This window comes from Maridesulfovibrio sp. (assembly GCF_963678865.1).
Taxonomy (GTDB): Bacteria; Desulfobacterota; Desulfovibrionia; order Desulfovibrionales; family Desulfovibrionaceae; genus Maridesulfovibrio.
On record NZ_OY787459.1, the window covers coordinates 2,938,651 to 2,955,987 of the forward strand.

Annotated in this window: 16 protein-coding genes; 9 read left to right on the forward strand and 7 right to left on the reverse strand. The window is 48.6% G+C overall.

Translation table 11 applies throughout. The features are described from left to right. Positions 1-64 precede the first annotated feature (64 nt). Together ACKU41_RS13475 and ACKU41_RS13480 are read left to right on the forward strand one after the other, a co-directional pair. Positions 65-976 carry a radical SAM protein gene (locus ACKU41_RS13475; RefSeq protein ID WP_321401502.1) on the forward strand — a complete coding sequence of 304 codons (912 nt, stop codon included), beginning with the start codon at positions 65-67 and terminating at the stop codon, positions 974-976. Then, entirely contained in the window at positions 976-2,079 is a 1,104-nt protein-coding gene (locus ACKU41_RS13480) for a hypothetical protein (RefSeq protein ID WP_321401505.1), read from the forward strand. The genes ACKU41_RS13475 and ACKU41_RS13480 overlap by 1 nt, the downstream gene beginning before the upstream one ends. On the opposite strand, the gene ACKU41_RS13485 is transcribed toward ACKU41_RS13480, so the two are convergent. Continuing rightward, positions 2,051-2,419, reverse strand: coding sequence for a cupin domain-containing protein (locus tag ACKU41_RS13485; RefSeq protein WP_321401506.1), 369 nt, complete (start codon positions 2,417-2,419; stop codon positions 2,051-2,053). The genes ACKU41_RS13480 and ACKU41_RS13485 overlap by 29 nt on opposite strands. A gap of 155 nt (positions 2,420-2,574) precedes the next feature. Between ACKU41_RS13485 and ACKU41_RS13490 the strand changes: the two genes are divergently transcribed. From ACKU41_RS13490 to ACKU41_RS13505, 4 genes are all read left to right on the forward strand, one after another. Beyond that, a complete protein-coding gene (locus tag ACKU41_RS13490) occupies positions 2,575-5,235 on the forward strand; it encodes a cobyric acid synthase (protein WP_321401507.1) in 2,661 nt (886 codons plus the stop codon). Between the two features lie 75 nt (positions 5,236-5,310). Then, positions 5,311-5,742, forward strand: a complete 432-nt coding sequence (locus ACKU41_RS13495; RefSeq protein WP_321401508.1) for a bacteriohemerythrin — start codon at positions 5,311-5,313, stop codon at positions 5,740-5,742. A 99-nt stretch (positions 5,743-5,841) separates the two neighbouring features. Then, positions 5,842-7,368 carry a YifB family Mg chelatase-like AAA ATPase gene (locus ACKU41_RS13500; protein WP_321401509.1) on the forward strand — a complete coding sequence of 509 codons (1,527 nt, stop codon included), beginning with the start codon at positions 5,842-5,844 and terminating at the stop codon, positions 7,366-7,368. A 130-nt stretch (positions 7,369-7,498) separates the two neighbouring features. Beyond that, entirely contained in the window at positions 7,499-8,266 is a 768-nt protein-coding gene (locus tag ACKU41_RS13505) for a class I SAM-dependent methyltransferase (protein ID WP_321401511.1), read from the forward strand. Positions 8,267-8,366: 100 nt separating this feature from the next. Here the strand turns inward: ACKU41_RS13505 and ACKU41_RS13510 are convergent, their stop codons facing one another. From ACKU41_RS13510 to ACKU41_RS13530, 5 genes are all read right to left on the reverse strand, one after another. Further along, positions 8,367-8,849 carry an isoprenylcysteine carboxylmethyltransferase family protein gene (locus tag ACKU41_RS13510; RefSeq protein WP_319777911.1) on the reverse strand — a complete coding sequence of 161 codons (483 nt, stop codon included), beginning with the start codon at positions 8,847-8,849 and terminating at the stop codon, positions 8,367-8,369. Positions 8,850-9,063: 214 nt separating this feature from the next. Then, positions 9,064-9,828, reverse strand: coding sequence for a ParA family protein (locus ACKU41_RS13515; protein WP_319777912.1), 765 nt, complete (start codon positions 9,826-9,828; stop codon positions 9,064-9,066). Between the two features lie 222 nt (positions 9,829-10,050). Next, on the reverse strand, positions 10,051-10,332 hold the full coding sequence (locus tag ACKU41_RS13520; protein WP_321401514.1) for a DUF4911 domain-containing protein: 282 nt from the start codon (positions 10,330-10,332) through the stop codon (positions 10,051-10,053). Positions 10,333-10,346: 14 nt separating this feature from the next. Then, positions 10,347-11,423, reverse strand: a complete 1,077-nt coding sequence (locus ACKU41_RS13525) for an aminopeptidase P family protein (RefSeq protein ID WP_319777914.1) — start codon at positions 11,421-11,423, stop codon at positions 10,347-10,349. Positions 11,424-11,427: 4 nt separating this feature from the next. Further along, positions 11,428-12,780 (reverse strand): FAD-dependent oxidoreductase, encoded by a 1,353-nt coding sequence (locus tag ACKU41_RS13530; protein WP_321401516.1) that lies wholly within the window; start codon positions 12,778-12,780, stop codon positions 11,428-11,430. A 227-nt stretch (positions 12,781-13,007) separates the two neighbouring features. Between ACKU41_RS13530 and ACKU41_RS13535 the strand changes: the two genes are divergently transcribed. The 3 genes from ACKU41_RS13535 (at position 13,008) to pstA (ending at position 16,285) form a co-directional block, all read left to right on the forward strand. Further along, a complete protein-coding gene (locus ACKU41_RS13535; protein WP_321401518.1) occupies positions 13,008-13,826 on the forward strand; it encodes a PstS family phosphate ABC transporter substrate-binding protein in 819 nt (272 codons plus the stop codon). A gap of 617 nt (positions 13,827-14,443) precedes the next feature. Next, a complete protein-coding gene (gene pstC, locus ACKU41_RS13540) occupies positions 14,444-15,307 on the forward strand; it encodes a phosphate ABC transporter permease subunit PstC (RefSeq protein WP_319779562.1) in 864 nt (287 codons plus the stop codon). A gap of 129 nt (positions 15,308-15,436) precedes the next feature. Continuing rightward, positions 15,437-16,285: a phosphate ABC transporter permease PstA gene (pstA, locus tag ACKU41_RS13545; protein ID WP_394700670.1), complete on the forward strand. Its 849-nt coding sequence runs from the start codon at positions 15,437-15,439 to the stop codon at positions 16,283-16,285. Positions 16,286-16,400: 115 nt separating this feature from the next. Here pstA and ACKU41_RS13550 read toward each other — a convergent pair whose 3' ends face one another. Then, positions 16,401-17,300, reverse strand: a complete 900-nt coding sequence (locus tag ACKU41_RS13550; protein WP_321401520.1) for a sensor domain-containing diguanylate cyclase — start codon at positions 17,298-17,300, stop codon at positions 16,401-16,403. Positions 17,301-17,337 lie beyond the last annotated feature (37 nt).

A 17,337-nucleotide genomic window follows, 5' to 3' on the forward strand; every position in this document is an offset into this window, starting at 1 on the left:
AGAGCAGGTTCTTCCTGCAATAAAAAACTTTGAAAGCTTGGCGAGTTGGCGTACTCTGCCTGCTATGTCACATGCCGATTCAATTACTCTGCTTAATCTGGAATTCAATTCTTCCTGTAACCTGCGTTGCAAATGGTGCTCCTTGGATCATGGAAAGGAGCGTAAGGTCATGCCCCGTGAAGTGCTGGAAAAGGTGATGGAGGAGGTTGGTTCCGGGGTATTCAAAAATCTGCGTCGTATCGACCTGCATAATGGCGGGGAGACTCTGCTGCATCCCGATTTGCCGGGAATGCTTTCAGTCATCCGCCGTCATCGTCCATCCATCCCTTCCTCTGTAACTATAGGGCTTCTTACCAACGGTATGTTGTTGACCCCTAAAGTTTCCGAACAGATTTGTCGCAGCAGGGCGGTTACGCAGGTCCGTTTCAGTATTGACGGCGGATCGCCAGCAGCATTTGAATCTATTCGCAAAGGCGCCAAGTGGGATGTGGTCAGGCGTAACGTGCAGTCTTTTATGGAAATCAATCACCGGTCCAAAGTGCCTGTGCAGACAGAGATAATCTGCATGATTCCTGCGGAGGGGGTGCCGGACAACAAGCTGGATCCGGACTTTGCCGCTCTTTTACAGCTTGCCGATAAGGTCAGTGTGCGCAATCCGCACAATTGGGACGGCAGTGTGGATTTAGGCGTTGATGACAGCGGTTACCGGGTGATCGCCGAGCAGCGGCTGGGCGAAGTCTGTTTTCTGCTGCAAAAAAATCTGGTTGTACTGCCCGACGGCAAGGTTACTGTCTGCTGCAACGATCTTAATGAGCGTGGAGTATTCGGCTCTGTTCTGGAAAATACTCTTGGAGAACTTGCCGCCCATCCTGTCCGGCAGGCGATGATCCGGGCCTTCAAGGAAGGGCGTAAGGATGAGATTGAGCTGTGTCGCGGATGTACAGGATTTTATGCTCCGAATCCGGGGGGGAAGTAGTGCTGCCCGAATTTGTTTACATAACGCGTTTTGCAGTTAAAGCAGGCGGACACGGTGGCAACAGGCGCACAAGGCAGATGGCCGAGCTTTTTGCAGAGCTGGGGGTTCGGCTTGCGAATATATCTCCTTATGCCGGGGGCGGGGAGTTCAACAGTGACTCAGTTCTGTTTTCCCCGGACCGGGATTTTGATTCTCTATATGGTTTCAACGGTCATATTGCTTCACAGTTGAGTACGGACAGGTCGCTTGCTGAGGCCGTGGCGTCGTCCGCCATCAAAGGTGCGGTTGTCGATGATCCTGTCTTTTTTCCCCATACAATGAGGGTCTTTGCGGAAAAAGGTATTCCGGTAGTTTCGGTGATTCATAATATTGAGGCGTTTCTTCCGCGAAGTATGGAGATTAAACCTCAGTGGGATGTTCTTCAGGAGGAAGTTCGTACTGCTATGAGTTCCGGGCTGTGCGTGACCATTGCCCGTGAGGATGCGTGGCTGCTCAGGAATATGGGGGTGGAGTGCTATAACTTTCCGTATTTCCCTTCAGCGGACGTCGAAGCCCAGTTGGCCGGAATTCGTATCTCCCGGCGAAAATCAGAAAAAAAATTTTGTCTCTGCATGGGGACAGCATTTAACCCGCCGACCTTATTCGGAATGAAAAGGCTGGTTGAGAACTGGCCAGGTCTTACCGGAGGACAGTTGCCCCTTGTTCTTGCCGGGTATGGTGTCGAGCGTTTTTTTATACAGGAAAACATGCCTGCATCAGTAATAGTTGCAGGTGGGGTGGATGACGAAAAGCTGGGTTCCCTTTTAAGTGAATGTATAGCCTGCGTGTTGCATCAGGATGTCGGCGCTGGAGCGTTGACCAAAATTCCTGAACTGCTGCGGGCCGGCATTCCTGTTGTCGCCAGCCAGCATGCCGCCAGAAGTTATGGCGGATGTGCCGGGGTATATGAATATCAGGATCTGGTTGAACTTCCACAGGTGCTGGCGCAGGTCATGCAAAAACAGAGCGCTCCTACTCCCCTTGTGAGAGCGGATAAAAAACAATTGTTATGCAATGTTGCCGAGGTGCTGGGGATTAAATCCAGACATCATTCTCGGCAGTAAAGTCACCGCCGTCGGCATCTCCGGTGTTTACTACTCCGCGCGGTTCAATGAGCATGACCCTGCATTCTTCTGCCGCAACCGGTTTATGCTCTATTCCTTTGGGGATTACATACATTTCACCTGCATTCAGGGTTACTTTCCCGTCCCTGAAAAGGATGTCCAATTCTCCTTCAATAACCATGAATGTCTCATCAGTGTCCTTGTGGTCATGCCAGACGAATTCACCTTTCAGTTTGGCAAGTTTGAACTGGTAATCGTTCATTTCCGCAACTACGCGCGGTGACCAATGTTCGTTGAATTTCGAAAGTTTATCCTTGAAATTGATGGCCTGATACTTCATTGTGTGTCCCCTGATTTTGGTCAGTATTTTGTTTTTTTGAGGGTATAAGGTCTTTGTTTGCTTCGCCAGCGTGAAGTTCAAACTCCTGTTTGAACCCGGCTTCATTTCCAGTTATACCTTGAATATAAATTTCCTTCATCACACGGAGAAAGCGTATGAAGTCTTTTAACGAGCAGTCCTTAAAAGAGCAACTTGCTGAAGTAGAGGCGGAGAAAAGGAAATATTCCCATGGCGGCAACCTGCGCCAACTGGCGGAGCGGGCCGGGTGTCCTTCTTCCAAGATTGTGGATTTTTCGGCTAATATAAATCCGCTTGGCCCTCCTTCGTGGTTGCAGCAGGAGGTGGTCCGGGCGTTGAATGAGGTTGACCGTTATCCTGATCCGGAATGTTCGGAGCTTACTTTAGCAGCCTGCGAAAAATATTCGGTCTGGCCCACGGAATGTCTGGCCGGTAACGGAGCCTCTGAACTGATAGCGGCCATTGCCCGAGTGGGCGGATTCAAAAGAGCCGTGATTCCGGTTCCCTGTTACGTTGATTATGCGCGTTCCTGCAAATTGGCGGGATTGAAGACTGAGCATATTCCCCTTGACCCGCAACGTGCTTTTGCCCCGGATTTCGAAACGCTTTCTTCCTTTCTTGCTGTATCTCCTGCTTTGGTTTTTCTGGCCCAGCCCAACAATCCTACCGGAACAGCTTTTGATCCTGATGAATTGAAGGCATTGGCCCGCAAACATCCTGATTCCCGCTTTGTGATTGATGAGTCCTTTGCCGATTTTGTTCCGGGACTGGAACGTCTGGCAGGCCGACGTCCGCCCAATGTCATCACTATTGTTTCCATGACCAAATTTTACGCTATTCCCGGCTTGCGTCTGGGGCTGGCTTTTGCCGCACCGGATATCATCATGGAGATAAAAAATGTTCTGCCTTGCTGGTCTGTGAATATTCTGGCCCAGAAGGTGGGCTTGCGTTGTCTGCGTGATGAGGAATACGAGCGCAAATCCATTGAGGCTGCCACCGATTTGCGAGAGGCTTTGGTGAAGGGGCTTCGGGAAATTCCCGGCATCCGGGCTTTGCCTTCGCAGGCAAATTTCATGCTTTGTCAGGTGCAGCGGGTGGGAATGGATGCCTCCGCTCTGATTGAGCATCTGATTAAAAACCGGGTGGCTGTGCGCCATTGTGACAATTTTGACGGACTGGATTCAACTTACTTCCGCATTGCCGTGCGTACTGAAAAGGAAAACAGGGTCTTGCTTGACGGGTTGCGTTCTTTCTCCGGCATGGACATTTCTACACCGAAGCCTAAGAAAACCCCGGCCTTGATGATACAGGGGACTTGTTCCAATGCTGGTAAATCCATTCTTGCCGCTGCCTTTTGCCGTATTTTTTTGCAGGACGGATTCAAGGTTGCCCCGTTCAAGGCACAGAATATGTCGCTTAATTCTTTTGTGACTGACGACGGTCTGGAAATGGGCCGGGCGCAGGTTACTCAGGCTGCAGCATGTAAGCTGTCCCCGGATGTGCGTATGAATCCGGTCCTGCTTAAACCCGGCAGTGATATCGGATCGCAGGTTATTGTCATGGGTAAGCCTGTGGGCAATATGAAGGTCCAAAAATATATGGAATATAAGCCCACAGCCTTTGAAGCAGTGAAAGAAGCTTACGATTCCCTGAGTGCCGATGCTGATGTGATGGTTCTTGAAGGAGCGGGAAGTCCGGCTGAAATAAATCTCAAGCAGCACGATATCGTGAATATGGCCATGGCTGAATATGCCCAAGCCAAGGTGCTTATTGCCGGGGACATTGACCGGGGCGGGGTATTTGCCTCCCTTGCCGGAACTATGGATCTGCTTGAATTTAAGGAGCGTGAGCTTGTCTGCGGATTTCTGCTGAACAAATTTAGAGGGGATGCATCTCTTTTGACCCCTGCCCTTGATTTTACCTTCAACCATACCGGGAAACCGGTGCTAGGCACAATTCCGTTTATCGCTAATCTGGGACTGCCGGATGAGGATTCTGTTTCATTCAAAGAAGATTTGCGGAAATCCGGTTCGAAAGGCAAGCATAAAGATTGTGTGGATGTCGTCTGCATTGACCTGCCGCGTATTTCAAATTTTACGGACCTTGATTCTTTGAAAGGCGAACCGGATGTAAATTTGCGGATTGTGGATAAAGTTGAAGACCTTGGCAAGCCGGACGCGGTTATCCTTCCGGGCAGCAAATCAACTTTGGCTGATCTGGCCCATCTGCAGGAGAGCGGACTTGCCGAAGCTGTTGCCGCGTTGCGCGATCAGACGGTAATTGTCGGAATCTGCGGCGGTTTCCAGATGCTGGGACAGTTTATCAGCGACCCCGATGAAATCGAGTCCGGGGGATCGGCGCAAGGCTTGGGATTACTCCCTTTGCAGACCACCCTTGCCCCGGAGAAGACCCTTACCCGAACCACTGGAATGCATTCCCAGAGCAAGCTGGAGGTGGTCGGCTATGAAATTCATCATGGAAAGACCGAACCGTTGTTGCCCACGGTGCGGGCGGCTATTGTCCCGCAGGGTATTACCGGTGGGGTGCCGGTTTCCAAGGCTCTTGGCTTCGGCTCCAAGTCCGGTCTGATCTGGGGGACTTATCTGCATGGTGTTTTTGATGCGGATGAATTTCGGCGTTGGTTTGTGGACTTCCTGCGTACTCGCAAGGGGTTGCCCAAGCTGGGCAAAGTGCAATCTATTTTCAATATGGAGGAAGGGCTGGACCGCCTTGCCTCAGTTGTCCGCGAGAACGTTGACATGGGGGCTGTTTATGCTGCTCTTGGGCTGAAAAGGTAGTCTTGTTGCAACGGTTTTCTTAAATGGTGTATAATTAAATTCCAATTGGATTGTATTCAGCATGTGGGGGACCTGATGGGCAGGATAGAGTGGCATAATGGGTTGAATCTGGGAATCAAGGAAATAGACGATCAACATAAGGAGTTGATCTCTATAATTAATAATGTATTTGAAGCCTTTGACCGCAATGAAACAGACTCTGCAATAGATGAAGTTTTGCAACGGCTGCATGAATATACTGTTTACCATTTCAATGCTGAGGAAAAATACATGGAAAAGGTCGGATACCCTCATCTTTCAGAGCACCGCCAGCAGCATGCAGTCCTCAAAAACAAAGTGAAGTCATTTCGTGCTGCCCGTTTTCATAAAGAGGATGTTTTTACCCATGAAATAAAGGAGCTGCTGACTAGGTGGCTGCTGGATCATATCCTGCGCGTAGATTATAAGATTGTTGATTTTGTGAAGAAAGGTGGAGCCAAGAATTGGTCTGAGAATATTAAAGAGTAATTTTGGATTCGTTACTGCGCTCTTGCTTTGGTTAAGCAAACCAGATATCTAAAGGTCGATTATAAATTTAAATACCAATTTTTGAGTGCTGGAAGTCCAATGATAGCGAAAGTTTCCTGTGGGGCCCTCATGGGCATTGATGCGTTTAAAGTTGATCTCGAAGTCGATCTGACCCGGCAGGGGATGCCTGCCTTTACAATGGTCGGTCTGGCCGAGGGGGCGGTTAAAGAAAGTAAGGAACGTGTATTTTCAGCCCTCAAGAACAGCGGTTACCGCATTCCGCCTTCACGCATCACTGTTAACTTAGCTCCGGCTGATATCCGTAAAGCCGGGTCCGCATATGACCTCCCTCTGGCTGTATCTTTGTTGGGGGCGGCGGGAGTCATAGACCAGTCAGCCCTTGAAGGTTGGTTTTTGGCGGGTGAACTTTCTTTAAGCGGTATGGTCAAGCCTGTGCACGGCATACTTCCTCTGGCTATTGAAGCCCGGCGTAAGGGTGCAAAAGGTTTGATTGTGAGCCTTGAAAATGTCAATGAGGCTGCAGTTGTAGAGGGTCTTTCTGTCTACGGGGTGGGGACCCTTGCACAATTGGTGAATTTTTTGATCGGCGAGGAAAACATTGAGCAGGCGACTGTAGATACGGATCTGCTTTGGTCTGGACGGCAGTCGTTCGGTATGGATTTCTCGGAAGTGAAAGGTCAGGAGCACGCAAAGCGGGCCATTGAGATCGGGGCGGCAGGTAATCATAATCTGCTGTTTATCGGTCCTCCCGGCAGCGGCAAGACCATGCTGGCCCGGCGCATTCCCACGGTTCTCCCTCCGCTGGTTTTTGAGGAAGCACTGGAAGTTACCAAGATTTACAGCGTCTCCGGCCAGTTGGATAGGGAGAAATCCTTGATGGTCACCCGTCCTTTTCGTGCACCGCATCACACCATTTCCGATGCCGGACTGATCGGCGGAGGTGCTTATCCCAAGCCGGGTGAAGTCTCTCTCGCACATCGCGGAGTTTTGTTTCTGGACGAGTTGCCGGAGTTCAAGAAGAATGTACTGGAAGTGCTGCGCCAGCCCCTTGAAGGAGGGGAAGTCACTATTTCTCGCGCAGCCATGTCCCTTTCATATCCCGCTGATTTTATGCTGGTGGCGGCAATGAATCCCTGCCCCTGCGGTTATTATACTGATGAGCATCACGCCTGTACCTGTTCCGCTCAAGCGGTCAACCGTTACCGCTCCAAGCTTTCCGGTCCGTTGCTGGACCGCATCGACCTGCAAATTGAGGTCCCGGCTGTGGAGTATAAGGATTTGCGGGATTCTTCCGGATTGGATTCAGCCTCCATGCGTACTAACATTGAGCGGGTGCGGGGTGTTCAGGCCGAACGTTATAAGGATCTGGCTATTTTTACCAACAGTGATCTTTCCGGTTCTTCTCTTGAGAAATTCTGCAAACTGGGTGAAGCAGAACACGGTTTTCTCGAGCAGGCAGTACGCAGTCTGGGGCTTTCCGCTCGAGCTTATACCCGTATTTTAAGGATTTCACGGACCATTGCCGACCTCGCTGCAGAGGAAATGATTCAGGTCTCTCACTTGGCCGAGGCTATCAACTATCGGAGTATGGACAGGCAGGGTTAGCCTGCCGTTAGGCATGAAAGTTTTTTGACAAAAAATAATCTTATTAGATCCTTAATCGCATCGCCTCCGCTGTTGCCAAGTCTGCTTTGCTGTAATATTACCTACCGTACTGGTTATTTCAGGAGGGGTAATGAAGCCGGTATTGAATGCTATTACTGCTCAGCAGGAGCTTTGGGATCATGTTTTTTCAGAGTCCGATAGTTATTTCGGACAACAGCCCAGCGTGCTTGCTAAAAAATCACTTGAACTGTTTCGGGAAAATAATGTGCGCTCTATTCTGGAGACCGGATGCGGTCAGGGGAGAGATACATTTCTTTTTGCTGAAGACGGCATTTCTGTTACTGCCCTTGATTATTCCCGTCATGCCATCAATGAAATTTCCGCCAGAGTCTCATCTTCTTCCCTCACTTCCTATGTTGATCCCCACTGTTTAGATATTCGTAAGCCCCTTCCCTTTGAGTCCGGTTCCTTCGATGCCTGCTACTCCCATATGCTGTTGTGTATGGAGCTGACCATGGCTGAAATTTCCTGCGCTCTGAGTGAAATGCACCGGGTACTTAAAAATGATGGTCTGGTAATATATTCCGTCCGTTCAATCTTTGACCGCCATTATCGGGCCGGGGAACATCTCGGAGAAAATCTGTACGAGATAGGGAAGTTTGCAGTTCATTTTTTCAGTGAAGATAAGCTTAAAGGTCTGGCCAGCGGTTTTAAGATCAAGTCCATTGAGCGGATCGAAGAAGGAGCTCTCCCCCGCGATCTGTTCTGTATTGTGATGGAGAAAAGCTCCACCCGCTATGCCCCGACATTTGAGTCATGCGCCGTGGCCGGGAGGGGCGGAGATAACGTCCCGTTTTCGCGCAGCAGGGCTCATCCCCATTGCACCGGCGATACGTGATAGACTCTTCTCGCTTCAGTTGAAGTGACAAAAAAAGAATTTTCGCAAAAAAAAAGTCCGGCCACATGGCCGGACTTTTTTTAGTTTACTTAGTGTATTCCTAGAGCAGTTCTTTCAGGTTCGGTACAATTGAGGGAACCCGTTTTTTGTACTCCATATATTCTTTGCCGAAGACTTCTTCCAGCATAATTTCTTCTTCCGGTATGTGGTGGAGGAATTTGTAATATGCTATGCCGCTCATTCCAAAAAGCAGCCATGCCTGTGTTGCTATGGCACTGCCGGTGAAGATAAAGGCTATCCATGCAAAATAGAGCGGGTTACGCACAATGGCGAATGTTCCGGTGGTCTCCAGTCTTTGCTCGGTGACAGCTTTTTTGACTGTAACTCCGCTGATGAAAAGGAAAGCTATCCCTATGCCCAGCAATATGCCTCCCATAATGTTGAAGGCCGCACTTGGCAGGAAAGTCATCAGAAATATCCTCGGGAAGATCAGGGTTATGATCAAGGAGGCAAGGCCATAGATAATCGTTGGCTTAAAAATTTTCAGACCGACTCCGAAAATGGTCATTTTGCGTTCTTCCATACTCTGCTCCACTTGTTTCCGGTTCAGTCAGCATTGTTACAGCTGGAGTGAATTTCTCATAGTTCCCAAGAGAGTGTATATCATTGAATAGTTCTTGTAAAAGTGTCAACAAAAACCGTCTGTTGATAAATTGCCGGTAGCGGATGGAAGATGGGGCGTAATATGGCTAGCGACGGATATTTTTATTTATGAATCGGCAGAGACTGCAGCCGTTTTATTTACCCCCGGCCTCAATACCGGTTCTGTCCATTAGTTCTTTCCAGAGAAAGGAATAAGCCCGTGCTGCATCTGATTTTGATGCAAATACATGCAGCGGCGCCCGTTGCATCCCCATTTTTTCAATATCAGCCCGTGCGGGGATGTAATTTTCGCAAAATATATGCGGAAAAGTTTTTCGGTTGTCCCACATGATTTTTCGGTGTCCGCTTTTGCGGCGGTCGACCATATTGAAGAAGGGGATCAGTTCCGCTGTGGCATCATCCATGGAATCCAGATATTCTTTTACTGTGATGAAGCTTTGTTGCGGCATAATTGCCGGAACCACTGGCATGAGGATGAATTCAACTGTGCTGAAGATTGTATCGGAAAGATTTGAAATACTTGGCGGACAGTCGAAGAGAAAGACATCGTAGTCATCTTCAAATGAAGTTACTATTTTTTTAAGTTTTTTGCGTGATTTTTTACTGTCGTCCATGACCAGATCCATATTGCGGTATTCGAATCCGGCGGGGATGACGGAAAGGTTTTCGTATGAAGTGGGCTCGATCAGGGTTTTGATCAGTTTTTTATCTTTGACCAGTTTTTTCAGTTTAGCTGCCTGCAGTGGGTCCATTCCGAGATGAAATGTTGCTGCGCCTTGGGGGTCAAGATCCCAGATTATGGTTCGCAGGCCGTTTTGTGCACTGAGATAGGCAAAGTTCACCGCAGAACTTGTTTTTCCGACGCCACCTTTCATATTATAGCAAGCAATAGATTTCATATGCAGACTGCTCAATGTATTTGATTAAAGTAATTTTATATAGTTATCCCTTGTTACGTTCGTGTTGCGGCTGAGTTGTTTTTCTGTTGCTGTGTTCTGATATGGGAGATGGCTAAGTATTAACTGTGTATTTTGAATTAATATCGCATGGAATGTAACCGGAAACAGAAAAGCCCGGTACGTATACGCACCGGGCTGAGAAAGTGTTAATAAAATAATTGCTTATGCCTGATCAGAAGGGTTGGGCAAAAATTTAATGTCGATTTCCTGTTTTAATCCATTCATGAATTGGCGGAATTCTCGTTCCTGATGCGGACTGTAACGCAGCAGGAGAATTCCCTTGAACCTGTCGGCTATGGTAAACAGGGCGAGATTGTCCACGGCCTCCATGAGAAAGCGGAAGATTGCTATGTCAGAAGGCGCAATCTGGATATACATGCGGCTGGAATTTTCCGGCGGCGGTGGCAGGGGACGCGGACGCGGTTTTCTTTTTCTACGGGCCATATCTTCGATGTTTTTTATAAGATTTTATATCCGTCTTCAGTAATAAGCACCATGTATTCCCAGCGGATACCGCCCCAGTCTGAGTAGTAAAGGCCTGGCTCAACCGTGATTATCATGCCGGGCTTCAGTTCGCCGGTGGCAATGGGGCTGACACTGGGAGGCTCATGTGTCTCAAGGCCGATACCGTGTCCCAGAGAATGGGTAAAGTACTTTTCGACCCCGTATTTTTCAAAAACAGTTTTGGCGGTGTGGTAGGCATGCTGGATTGGCAGGCCGGGACGCAGGACCTTGATGGCTTCCATCTGCGCTTCCTGAACCTGATCACGCACAGTGATAAACCGGTCAGACGGTTTGTCGCCGACCCAGAAGGTCCGGGTCTGGTCGGAGCAGTAATCGTTGACCCGTCCACCCATATCAATGAGTACCAGTGATCCGTCATCAAGCTTATCGTTGCCGGGAATGGCATGGGGCAGGGCAGCGTTGGGGCCGATGCCTACAATAGTAGGAAAGGAAAGTTCTGAGGCTCCGTTGTTGCGGAAGAGCTGTTCCACATCCCAAGCGATTTCAGCTTCGGTCCGTCCGGGCTGAAGTTTGGGTTCAAGCAGTTCGTAAACTTTATGGTTCAGGGCGCAGGATTCTTCCATGAGCTTGATTTCGGTTTCGTCTTTGATCAAGCGCAGGTCTTCTATCAATCCGGAGACAGGTTTCAGCTCACAGAAGTCATTCAGCTTTTCATGTTCAAAAATATTGATGGACTTGGGATCGTAGGAAATCTTTTTAAGTCCGTTAGATTTGAAGAACTCACGCAGAGCATCAAATTTACGTCCCGAATAGATAAAAATATCATCTTCGTTCCAGACCTTGCGGGCCGCATCATGGTAACGGGGGTCTGTGAGCAGGAAGTCGCGTCCTTTAGGATCAATGATCAGCCAGCCGGCTGTTTCATTGCACTGGGGATCGTGAAGTTCAAAGCCGCTCAGGTAGTAACGGTTGGCTGCGAAACTGACCAGAAGAGGAGGATGCCCGCGGTCTTTTAGCTGTCTGCGGACATTCTCCCGCCGAAGTTCGTAAGTGGCGGAGGAAATTGTCATGTACTTAACTGATCCTGTATGTGGTTTCCGGCTGTCCGTTAATCATCCGTTCAGCCCATTCTACGCCCTGCATTACAGAATGATCCATGTTGGATACTTCGTACTTCCAGCCGCCGAAACGGCCCCGTGAGAAGATCCCTTTGGATTCAAGAGCAGGCTGTAGGACTTTTAACGCTTCATCGCGTTGCAGGCAAGGGACCGGATAGCCGTAATCCACATTAATTGACCAGCGGGAAATTATTTCATCGCGTTCTTCATCTTTAAGCATGGTGGTATTGACCAATCCGTCTTCCACCTGCTGCATGATGTTTTGTTTATTGATGACTTTGTCCGAAGAGTAGGAAGTTTCACACATCAAGGCCCGTCCTGTTCCCGGACTAGGAGTATTGTTGGGTGAATAGTTATGAAAATTGGTAACCCTGTAAAAGGGACTGTCATTCTCCGGAAAATACATCCAGCAGCGGGAATCAGGGCGGGGAGTGGATAAGCCGATCCCGGAAACGATCACACTGTTGTGCTTTAGGGCCGCTGCTGCATTTACCAATTTTTGCGCCGGGGAAGCCAGCCAGCGGGAAGAGAATATATCTATGGGAGCAGTACTGAGCAGGAATTCATATTCGAAAGTATTGCCCTGCGCATCTGTGACTGATTTGTTCTCGGGATCAACTCCGGTCACCTGAGTATCATATATAATATGCCCGGCTACGGTTGCAGCCAATTTTTTAAAGATAGTACCGGTTCCCCCCTTAAGAGGAAATTTGAATTTATTGTTTGGGCCCCATGAAAGATGGTCTTTTTCGAGCAGGATATTCTTCAGCACCGAACGAAGGTCTACAACGCTGACCCGTTCACCTATCCATGAGAATGCCATATTCTCGGGTCGGGTTGCCCAGACCTTGTAGTTGTACGGTTCCATGAAATGTTTTGCGATCCCCTTGCCGAATACAGAGTGAATCCATTCCATAAAATTACCGGGAGTCTCTTCAGAACGTTCTCCGGGCAGCAGGCCGCGCACACATTCCCATTTTTCCTGATTGGGCAGGTAACGGATGTTGTTCTGAAAAGGATAAGGCACCCAGCTGTTAAGGACGCGAACCCATGATTCGCGCAGATGCTCGGTGTATTCGCCTTTTAAAAGCTCTTCCACCAGATTGTCATAATAGTCGTAGTGGGAGAACAGGACATGTCCGCCTATATCCCAGGTAAATCCTTTTTTATCCTTAAAGCTGGAAGCCAGTCCGCCGGGCCAGGAATTTTTTTCCAGTACTATAAAAGATTTTTCCCCAAGTTCGGAAAGCCTTCGGGCCGCACCGAGTCCGGTTGGACCCGCGCCAATTATGACATATCTGCATTTCATGGGTTCTGCTCCGCATTGATAAATTTGACCGTACAGAAAACGAAGCAAGGCCTGTGCCATCTACATAATCTCTAGAAAGCAAAAGAAAATTGCACTGTAACGGATCTTTCTTTTGGACGTAACAGGTTTGTAACCAAGTTCAGATAGACAATTGCTCAACGATAGAAAACGGACACGGTAACAATGAACTGAGTCTGAAATCAAAAATCCATTTTTGGAGGAAAAAGATGAAAAAAATTATTGCTCTCGTCGCTGTTATGGTAATGGCATTTACAGGTTCCGCATTCGCAGGTTCCATTCAGGTTAAAGGCTCCACAACTGTTCTGCCCCTGATGCAGAAAGCTGCTGAAGCTTTTATGAAAGCTAACCCCAACGTTTCCATCTCCATCTCCGGTGGCGGTTCTTCCAACGGTGCTAAAGCACTGATCGACGGCACCACTGATATCGCCATGATGTCCCGCGACATGAAAGGCGGCGAAATCCAGACTGCAACTGATAACGGCCGCAAGCCCACCCAGTTCATCGTTGCTCTTGACTGCATCGTTCCTGTTGTTAACCCCGCTAACCCCGTTGCCAAACTCTCCAAAGATCAGCTCTGGGGTATCTACACCGGTAAAATCACCAACTGGAATGAGCTTGGCGGCGAAGATGCAAAGATCGTTGTTATCTCCCGTGACACTTCTTCCGGTACCTACGACTGCTGGAAAAGCAAAATCATGAAGAAAGACGGTAAGAAACATCGTGTATTCCCCGGTGCTCTTCTGCAGGCTTCCAACGGTGCTGTTGCTCAGGCTGTTGCCAAGAATAAAAAAGCAATCGGTTACGTTGGCCTCGCTTACCTGAACAAAGAACTCAAAGGTGTTGTCGTAAATGGTGTTGCTCCTTCTGTTGCTACTGCAAAAGACGGTTCCTACCCCATCGCTCGTGGCCTGAACCTCTACACCCCCGGCGCACCTACCGGTGAAACCAAAGCTCTTATCGACTTCATGATGAGCCCCGCAGGTCAGAAGCTTGCTGCTGACACCGGTTTCATCCCCGTAAAATAGTACAGGCTTTCCGGAAAACCGGGTCCGAATAAATAATAAGTTCCGGGGGGACCTCAAAGTCCCCCCGGAATTTCAAGTCTCCACCTAAGGCTAACAGTTAAACAAATTTTTATATCAGGGGAAAAGTCGTGATTACGTCCCGCAACATCTGTTTACTGCTTCTTATCCTTGCAGTTGTATCCGGAATTTATGCCTACAAGCTGGGCGTAAGAACCGAAGCTGAACAGATATTTATTTCCTCAGCCGAAAAGGTTGCCCAAAGGGGTGACTATTCCAAAAGTGCTGTCGGCGCTTTGAAGAAAGTCATGATGCTTTCCAACCATGAGATTGCTGAAACCACTGCAGAGTCCTCTCTGAGTCAGGCCGAAAAGGAACTCAGGGTCAAAGAACTCGGTGCTGAATTAAACAGGGTCTACACCCATGTGCGCACCGATCCGGATGTGATGGTCAAGGGTAAAAAAGAAGGTGAGATCCTGCCTATGATCAAAGCCAGTGCCCAAAGCATGGTTTCTTCCAGAAGTACGGGTTGGTATGTGCTGAGCGGAATACTCGGTTTTGTGGGACTCGCGATTTTGGGTATTTCCTCCCTTTCCCTTGGCAGGCGCACCACCGAACGAATCATTCATTCAATTTTTTTGATCACTGCATTTACTTCCATTCTGGTACTTTTCCTGATCATGATGTTCCTCTTTATTGAAGGGATGCCGATTTTTAAGCACGTATCTGTCACTGATTTTCTTTTCGGACACGAATGGTATCCTACTGACGAAGACCCCGCTTTCGGTATCTGGCCTCTTATTGTCGGCTCCGGTGCGGTTACGATGCTGTCTTCGGTTATCGCTATTCCTCTTGGGGTCATGACTGCAATTTATCTTGCCGAAATTGCTCCGCTTAAGGTCCGCAATATTGTTAAACCTGCAGTGGAGATGCTCGCAGCCCTGCCTTCAGTCGTTATCGGATTTTTCGGTATGGTTGTTGTCGCTCCGTTTTTACAGGATACTTTCGACATCGCAGTCGGGCTGAACCTGTTCAACGCATCAGTAATGCTGGCTTTCATGGCTGTTCCGACCATCACCAGCCTTTCAGAGGACGCGCTGTATTCCGTCCCGCCGGAACTCAAAGAGGCTTCCCTCGCTCTTGGGGCCACTCACTGGCAGTCCATATATAAGGTAATTGTTCCAGCTTCACTTTCCGGTATTTCCACCGGGGTTATACTCGGTATGGCCCGTTCCATAGGTGAAACCATGGTTGTGCTCATGGTTGCCGGCGGTGCCGGTTTGCTGCCCGGATCAATTTTCGATCCGGTCCGCCCCATGCCCGCATCCATTGCTGCGGAAATGGGCGAAGCCCCTTTTCACAGTGACCACTACTACGCACTTTTTGCCATCGGTATGGTGCTTTTCCTCTTCACCATGGCTTTCAACCTCATTGCGGATTATGTGGCCCATAAATACAAGCAGGTCGGTTCCGCTACTTTATAACTGAAACGCACGGGAAAATCGGTGAAAGAAATGAACAATGCAGAAACTATAGAACAAGTGGATTCCATGATGGAAAGTAATATAGAAGTGGCCGAGACCATGATGGAGCCCGGCAAAGATAATTATTCGATGAGGGAGAAGATCCAGAAAGTTGTCTTCCTGCTGTTTAAAGGCGCAGCGGCAATTAACGGGCTTGCGCTGCTGGTTATTGTAGGCTTTGTCTTATATTACGGCCTTCCGGCCATGAGCTGGGAATTCCTCACTGAAAATCCCCGCGAATCCATGACTGCCGGAGGTATCCTGCCCTGTATCGTAGGAACCATCGTTCTCAGTTATGGAGCGCTGATGATTGCCCTGCCATGGGGGATTGCCACTGCAATCTATCTTAATGAATATGCTACCTCTCCCAGACTTGTGCGTATCATCCGTCTTGGTATTAATAACCTTGCCGGTGTACCCTCCGTTGTTTTCGGACTATTCGGGCTTTCCCTTTTTGTTACCGTTATGGGGATGGGCGTAAGTATCATGGCCGGGGTCTGTACCCTCGGAGCGCTGGCCCTGCCGCTGGTTATCGGTGCCTCTGAAGAAGCCTTGCGTTCTGTTCCGCAGACCTATCGCGAAGCATCTCTCGGTCTCGGAGCAACCAAATGGCAGACTATCTACAAGGTTGTGCTGCCCGCTGCGCTGCCCGGCATGCTTACCGGGGCAATCCTGACTCTTTCCAGAGCGGCAGGAGAAACCGCTGCCATCATGTTTACGGCAGCAGTGTTTTTTACACCTGAAATGCCGCAATCTCTTTTCGATGACGTGATGGCGCTTCCTTACCACATTTATGTTCTGGCAACTGCCGGGACTGAGATCGAGAAAACAAGGCATATCCAGTATGGTACTTCCCTTGTGTTGATTACCCTTGTGCTGAGCATGAACCTGCTGGCCATTTTCATCAGGGCCAAGATGCAGAAAAAAGGGAATAAGTAATTTTATCCTCACCCTCTTGACCGTGCTTGAAACGGCCTGAGCGCTCATGCGTACGGGCCGTTTCTATTTGTTGAACCAATGATAATCAGTGAAAAGATTGTCTGCTGAGGGCTGGTTACTCTTCAACGTGAACGCAGTTACGACCGGATTGTTTACATAAATAAACCTGCTTGTCGGCCCGCCTGATGGCTGAACAAATTGTTTCGTCCGGTCTGACCATTGTCCCCCCAATTGATGCGGTAACTGAGATCTGCTCGTTTTTGATGTCAATCCATGATGCTTCGATCAATCTCCGGAGACGCTCGGCGAGCTTCGAAAGCTCTTTTAAATTGACACCAGGAACAAAAATTACAAATTCTTCCCCTCCCCAGCGGCTGGCAATGTCAGTCGGACGTAAGGCTGAAGACATTGTATTTGCCACCATAGTCAGAACCTTATCGCCTGTTTCGTGACCAAATTTATCGTTAACTGTTTTAAAATGATCAATATCTAGAAATAGAATCCCAAGACTTAGGTCAGTCTGTTTTATAGACGTTTCAAAGTGAGCCGCTGCCAGATCCATGCAGCGTCTATTCGCTATACCGGTAAGCGGGTCTGTCATAGCTTCCTGACGCAACAATTCCAGCTCTTTCGTCAGATCAGTCGGTCCTTCGATTTTGGAAAAAACCTCTGCTGCACCTGTAATTCGTCCAAGTTCATCTCTTATCGGAAATGATTTTACATTGATCAAAACTCGATGGCCAAGTTTGTGGTGCATGTATACATTGGCTTCACGGATTTTCCCGTCATGCATTGTTGCTTCAAGCGGGCACCCATTTTCGCATAGGTTTATTCCATTCTCATCAACGTGGCGGAGCATATTGTTCTCGCACCTGACACCTTCAACTTCAGCAGAGGAATATCCGGCCAGTCTTTCTGCTCCTTTGTTCCAAAAAGTTATGGCTTTATCCCTATTAAGGAAGTAAATCCCATCAGTTATCGCATTTAAAAAATCTTTGCTGAATATATCTGTCATAATGGCCCGAGCTTATATCTAATTGTTGTGTTCCCAG